Origin of the sequence: Streptomyces sp. URMC 126 (assembly GCF_051386555.1) — a bacterium.
In the GTDB taxonomy this organism is placed as follows: Bacteria; Actinomycetota; Actinomycetes; order Streptomycetales; family Streptomycetaceae; genus Streptomyces.
In genome coordinates, this window is record NZ_JBPQTX010000417.1 from 1 (window position 1) to 5205 (window position 5205).

The window sequence follows — 5205 nt, forward strand, 5'->3', positions numbered from 1 at the left end:
GCGGTGGGAGGGGCGGCACACGGGACGGCGGCGGGGGTACCGCGGCGGTTCAGCGGACGGCGTGGACGAGGTCGCCGCCGTGCGGGCCGGTCCGGGGCCAGCGGCCGAACGCCCGGCCGACCTCGGCGTAGGACGTCGTCTCGGGCCGCCAGCCCCGCTCGGTGAACAGCGGTGCGGGGTCGTCGGTGCCGTACCGCCAGCCGGCGCCGGACCGTTCGAGCAGGCTCAGCATGGGGCGTACGGCCGGGTCCCGGAGCAGCGAACCGGCGACGAAGTCGGCGAGGAGGTGGCTGCCGGGGGCGGAGAGTTCGGTGATGCGTCGAGGAGGCGCAGTACGTCTGGCTCCTCCAGGTACTGGGTGAGCCCCTCGACCAGCCAGCAGGTGGGCTCCCCGGGCCGGAACCCGGCCTTCGTGAGCGGGCCCGCCCAGTCGTCGGCGAGGTCGGCTGCGACGGGCACGCGGCGGGCGCACCGCAACGGGGCGTCGACGAGCAGTGACCCCTTCAGCCGCAGCAGGTCCGGCCGGTCGACCTCGTAGAGATTCGTGGCGGAGAGCGGGAGCCGGTAGGCGCGGCTGTCCATGCCGGCGGCGAGCACGACGAGTTGGCGGGGTGTGCCGGGGGTTTCGGGGCCAGTGGTGATCTCGCCGGTGGTCGTGTGCGCGGTGCTGCCCACGATCTTCACGAGAAGGTCGTCGAAGTAGCGGGTGCGGACCGGTATCGCGTCCACCACACCGGCCCTGTCGGCCAGTTCCCGTCCCGCGTCGCCGGCGAGGACGGCGGCGAACGGGTCGTCGAAGAGCCGGTCCGGCCTCGCGGCCTCGCGGGCGCGCAGGGCGGCGGTCATCCGGGCGGTGGTGGCCACGGGGTCGAGACGGTCGGCGTCGGCGGTCGAGTCGTACATCGCGGTGAGGCTCCGTTCGTCGGTCGCTGGTACGGGCGCCTGGCGCCCCATGACTCACCCCCGTCTGCTGTGACCCTCCCGTACTACCACGTACGGGGACAAGGAGGTAAGGCGACCATGTGCCGGATGGTGCCTGTTGTGGCAGGTGTTGTGGGAGGGGTTGCAGTTATGCGAGGAGGGAGTGTGGTGTCGGGCTCACGCCGTCGCGTCACCGGACGTCGACGACCGCCGTCTCCGGCCGCTCCAGCGCGCGTACGGCCTCCAGTCCGGCGCTACGGGACTGCCGCCTCAAGGGCGACGGTGTCTGGTGGGCCACCAGCGGCGTCGCCCCCAAGCACAACCTCGCCCTCGGCAGACGTGATCACGGCATGACGAAACAGCCTTTAGTCGGCGACGAACGGCGCGTATCCCACTTGGACCTCGCTCACCTCAAGGTCGGAGAAGACCAGCGTCAGGTTGTGCGCGTTGGTCTCCAGGCGCACCTCATGGAAATCGATTCCCACGGCTTTCGACCAGCGTCGGGTCGCCTCCGACTCCGGAAGGACCCTGGCACCCGGGAAAAGGGGGTGCCATTTCACACCCCATACGTATCCGTCCAGGTCGGCGCCGGTTGCATGGTCGATGAGCCGGTCGTCCAGGGAGATCCGCCAGGTCTCGGCCGCCACCGACGTCTCGCAACGCGCCTCGACGCAGTACCTGAAGAGATACCGCAGGTACGCCGGTGCGACGCCGGTACTGGGATCGGCCGTCGCGTAAACGATGACCTCGTAATCGCGCATATAGGTGGTGTATCCGTGGTGCACGACGGCGTGATCGAAGGCCTCGTCCAGCATTTGCCGGAGGGCGGCGATGTCCATTCCGCCTTTCTACCTCACTCGGTTGGACTTTCGGCAACGAGATTCACGGTCGTCACATGCCTTTACGGCGAGGTCGACCGGACGCTCGGCGGGCGCGACGCGGAACGCCCCGACGCCCCGTCCCGGACGGTCAAGTGGAGGGCGGCGGCGGTCTCGTTGTGGTTCGGGTGGTGCCCCGGCCAGGCCCGCGCCACCGAGTGGACATCGGCGCCGTCGTCAGGCGGCCCGGTCCGGCGCGACAGCGGCCAGCGCGGTGGCGGTGGGCAGGGTGACAGCGCAGCGCGTCGCCGCGTACTCCAGGGTCATACGGTGGTAATCGGCCGTGAAGTCGGCGACGGCGTCGGCGACGACGAAGGTCTCTATGTCGTTCGAGAACGCCTCGTGGGCGGACATCAAGATGCCGACGTGCGCGTAGACGCCGCAGATCACCAGTTGGTCGCGACGCTGACGGTGCATCAGGTCGAGCAGGCCGGTGCGGCAGAACGCGGACGGCCGCCACTTGGTGAGCACGACGTCGCCGTCCCGTGGGGCCACCTCCGGGACGATCGCCCGGTGTTTCTCCCCCGCCGGCATCCCGGGGCCCCAGATGTCCTTGAGCAGACCGCGCTGCTCGTCGGTCATCGCGCCGGGCTGCGCCGTGTAGACCACGGGGGCGCCGGCGGCGGCCCATCCCTCCCGCAGCGCCGCGACGTTGGCGATGAGCTCGGTGGTCGGGGACTGGCCCACGGGGAACGGACGGACGAAGTAGTTCTGCATGTCGTGGACGAGCAGCACCGCGCGGGTCGGGTCGATCGTCCAGTCCGCGGTGTTCTCCGGCAGCGAGTCGGCGGTCGGCATGGGGTACGGGGGTATCGCCGGGATGGCCACGGTGCGTCCTTTCGTGACGGCGTCGGTGCGGCGGTGATCCTTGGGGGCGCTGGGTGCGGTTCGGGTGTCGGCGGTGAGGCGGGCTGACGCGACGGGCGCGGTGTGGGTGTGGGGGCAGGGGGCGGCGGCTCGATCGCGCCCATGCGGTGCGGCAATGGCGCGCGGTGCCTTCCCGGCGTCCGTACGAGCGCCTCATCCCCACGCCTCTCCCCCTCGCCGGCCGGGCCAACGCTGGTCTGGCCTGGCGTGAGCCGGACGCTTTCGCTTTGTGACCCTCCTTCGCGGCTCTCCGTCGAGACTGGCCGGCCGGTCGCCCCTCCGCTCGCGGCTCGCCGACGGGCGAAGGGGCGGCGCGCGCCATCGGAGGTAACGGTGACGCACGAGTACCGGTCGGGTCGGTTACGGACAACGGCGATTGAGAAAGTCCCACTTGGCGGACTCCAGGCTGCCGATCTCCTCGGCCCGGCGCAATCCCCCGTCAGCCGTCGGCACGGCGTTTGCGGTCGTCTGCCCCCTGGCTCCGGCCGTCGCGCGGAGCCATGTCGCCCGTACCGGCTCGGCGGCAGAGTCCGGCAGGGTCCGATGGACGGCACCGCACTGGCGCGCCCACCCTGCGCCGCCGCGTAACGTCCCCGCAGCACCCCGCCGTCCCGGACGATACGGAGACGCACCGACTCGCTCAGGCGGTCACTCCACGGTCCGCGCCGGCGACGCCGTCGCCGTCCCTTCCGCCACGCCCGCCTCGCCTGCCTTGCCCGACTCACCAGACGCAGACGACGCAGACGACGCAGACGACGCAGACGACGCAGACGGCGTACGAACGAGGACGACGACCGCGAGGCCGGTCACCAGCGCCACGATGCCGCCCGCGAGGAAGACCCGGTCGAAGCCGGCCGCGAAGGCCTCCCGCAGCGCGTGCTCCACGGCGTCCCGCGCCTGGGCGGGCGCCTGGGCGACGAGTTCGCCCGACTTGCCGCCGGTGAGGTCCTTGGCCGCGGCGCCCGGGTCCCGGAAGTGGCCGCTGTCGGAGAGCAGGCCCTTGGCGCGGTCGGTCAGCACGGTGCCCAGCACCGGGATGCCGAGGGCGAATCCCAGCTGGCGGAAGGTGTTCATGGCGCCGCTGGACATGCCCGCCTTCTCCGGCGGCGCCGCCTGGAGCGCGGCGGACGCCAGGACGGGGGTGGCCATGCCGACGCCCACGCCGGTGACGATCAGGCCCGGCAGCAGTACCGTCCAGTCGGAGTCGGCGGCCAGCAGCATGTCGAGCAGGCTGCCCGCGCCGACGAGCAGCAGACCGCCGCCGATGGAGATCCGCGGGGCCATGTTCGCGAGGGCCCGGCCCGCCGCGCCGGAGACGACGAAGGTCACCGCGCTGAGCGGCGTCAGCGCCAGTCCGGCCTTGACCGGCTCCAGCCCCAGCACGGACTGGGCCCACACCGAGACGTAGACGAGGTTGGCGAAGGCCGCCGCGTTCAGCACCAGCGCGCCGATCATCAGGGCGGAGAAGGAGGGGCGGCGGAACAGGGACAGGTCCAGCATCGCGTCCGGCCGGCCGCGCTCCAGCAGGACGAACAGGCCCAGCGCCAGCACCGACCCGGCGAACACGCCGAGCACGACCCCGTCGCCCCAGCCGTCGTCACCGGCCCGGATGAGACCGTAGATGAGCAGGGTGGCGGAGAGGGTGAAGGCCACCGTGCCGGGGACGTCGATGCGCCCGGCCCGCGGGCTGCGCGACTCGGTGAGCGCCTTCCTGCCGATGACCACGGCGAGGACGGCGACCGGCAGGTTGACCAGGAAGATGGCCCGCCAGCTCACGTGTTCGGTGAGCAGGCCGCCCAGCACCGGGCCGAGGGCGGCGGCGGCACCGTTGACCGCGCCCCAGATGCCGAAGGCGACACCCCGGTCCCGGCCTTCGTACGTCGCGCCGAGGAGCGCGGCGTTGGTGGCGAACATGGCGGCGGCCCCGACGCCCTGGACCCCGCGCGCGGCGATCAGCGTCCCGGAGTCGGGGGCGACACCGCAGAGCAGGGACGCCAGGGCGAAGACCGCCAGACCGATCAGGAACACCTTGCGGCGGCCGATCCGGTCCGAGGCCGAGCCCGCCGCCATCAGCAGGGCGGCCAGCACCAGCACATAGATGTCGACGGTCCATTGCAGGGAGGCGAACGACGAGCCCAGCCCGCTCGCCATGGCGGGCACCGCGACGCTGACGATGGTGACATCCACCAGCAGCATGAACGTACTCAGGGAAATGGCCAGCAGGGGCAACCACTTGCGCATGACGTGCTGTCTCCAGAGCAGGGAGGGGATGGGAGCGGATCCGTGGAGGGCACGGATCCGCGGGGACGCGCGGCGCGCCCGGCCGCTCGTCGGCGGGTGACGCCTCGCTTCTCTCGGCGGGACTCGCGGCTTGTCAGGGGTCTTGGCGCTTGGGTACGCGGCCGCCGGGCCGGCCGACGCGGTTACCCGCGGGTGGGCAGCCGGTCCAGCCGGTCGGAGGGATCCGCGGGGCCCACGGCGCCGGCCGGCCCGGCGGAACCGGCCCCGCCCGCACCCTCGCCGGCGCCCCCACCTGCGC

Annotated in this window: 5 protein-coding genes; all 5 read right to left on the bottom strand. The window is 72.3% G+C overall.

Translation table 11 applies throughout. The annotated features are described in order from the left end of the window. Nucleotides 1-49: 49 nt before the first annotated feature. The 5 genes from ACSNOK_RS30440 to ACSNOK_RS30460 all read right to left on the bottom strand — a co-directional run bounded on the left by ACSNOK_RS30440 (nucleotide 50) and on the right by ACSNOK_RS30460 (nucleotide 4907). Complete coding sequence (locus ACSNOK_RS30440) at nucleotides 50-232, bottom strand: hypothetical protein (RefSeq protein ID WP_436784024.1); 183 nt, start codon at nucleotides 230-232, stop codon at nucleotides 50-52. Continuing rightward, the gene (locus tag ACSNOK_RS30445) at nucleotides 226-903 is read right to left on the bottom strand and encodes a class I SAM-dependent methyltransferase (RefSeq protein WP_436784025.1); all 678 of its coding nucleotides are present in this window, start codon (nucleotides 901-903) and stop codon (nucleotides 226-228) included. The genes ACSNOK_RS30440 and ACSNOK_RS30445 overlap by 7 nt, the downstream gene beginning before the upstream one ends. 383 nt (nucleotides 904-1286) lie before the next feature. Further along, the gene (locus tag ACSNOK_RS30450; protein WP_436784026.1) at nucleotides 1287-1760 is read right to left on the bottom strand and encodes a YxiG-like protein; all 474 of its coding nucleotides are present in this window, start codon (nucleotides 1758-1760) and stop codon (nucleotides 1287-1289) included. Between the two features lie 216 nt (nucleotides 1761-1976). After that, entirely contained in the window at nucleotides 1977-2627 is a 651-nt protein-coding gene (locus tag ACSNOK_RS30455) for an isochorismatase family protein (RefSeq protein ID WP_436784027.1), read from the bottom strand. A 687-nt stretch (nucleotides 2628-3314) separates the two neighbouring features. After that, nucleotides 3315-4907, bottom strand: a complete 1593-nt coding sequence (locus ACSNOK_RS30460) for an MFS transporter (protein ID WP_436784028.1) — start codon at nucleotides 4905-4907, stop codon at nucleotides 3315-3317. Nucleotides 4908-5205 lie beyond the last annotated feature (298 nt).

Coding starts and splice junctions, on each gene's coding strand:
- ACSNOK_RS30440 (WP_436784024.1), bottom strand. CDS start 232: ATGCTGAGCCTGCTCGAACGGTCCGGCGCCGGCTGGCGGTACGGCACC.
- ACSNOK_RS30445 (WP_436784025.1), bottom strand. CDS start 903: ATGTACGACTCGACCGCCGACGCCGACCGTCTCGACCCCGTGGCCACC.
- ACSNOK_RS30450 (WP_436784026.1), bottom strand. CDS start 1,760: ATGGACATCGCCGCCCTCCGGCAAATGCTGGACGAGGCCTTCGATCAC.
- ACSNOK_RS30460 (WP_436784028.1), bottom strand. CDS start 4,907: ATGCGCAAGTGGTTGCCCCTGCTGGCCATTTCCCTGAGTACGTTCATG.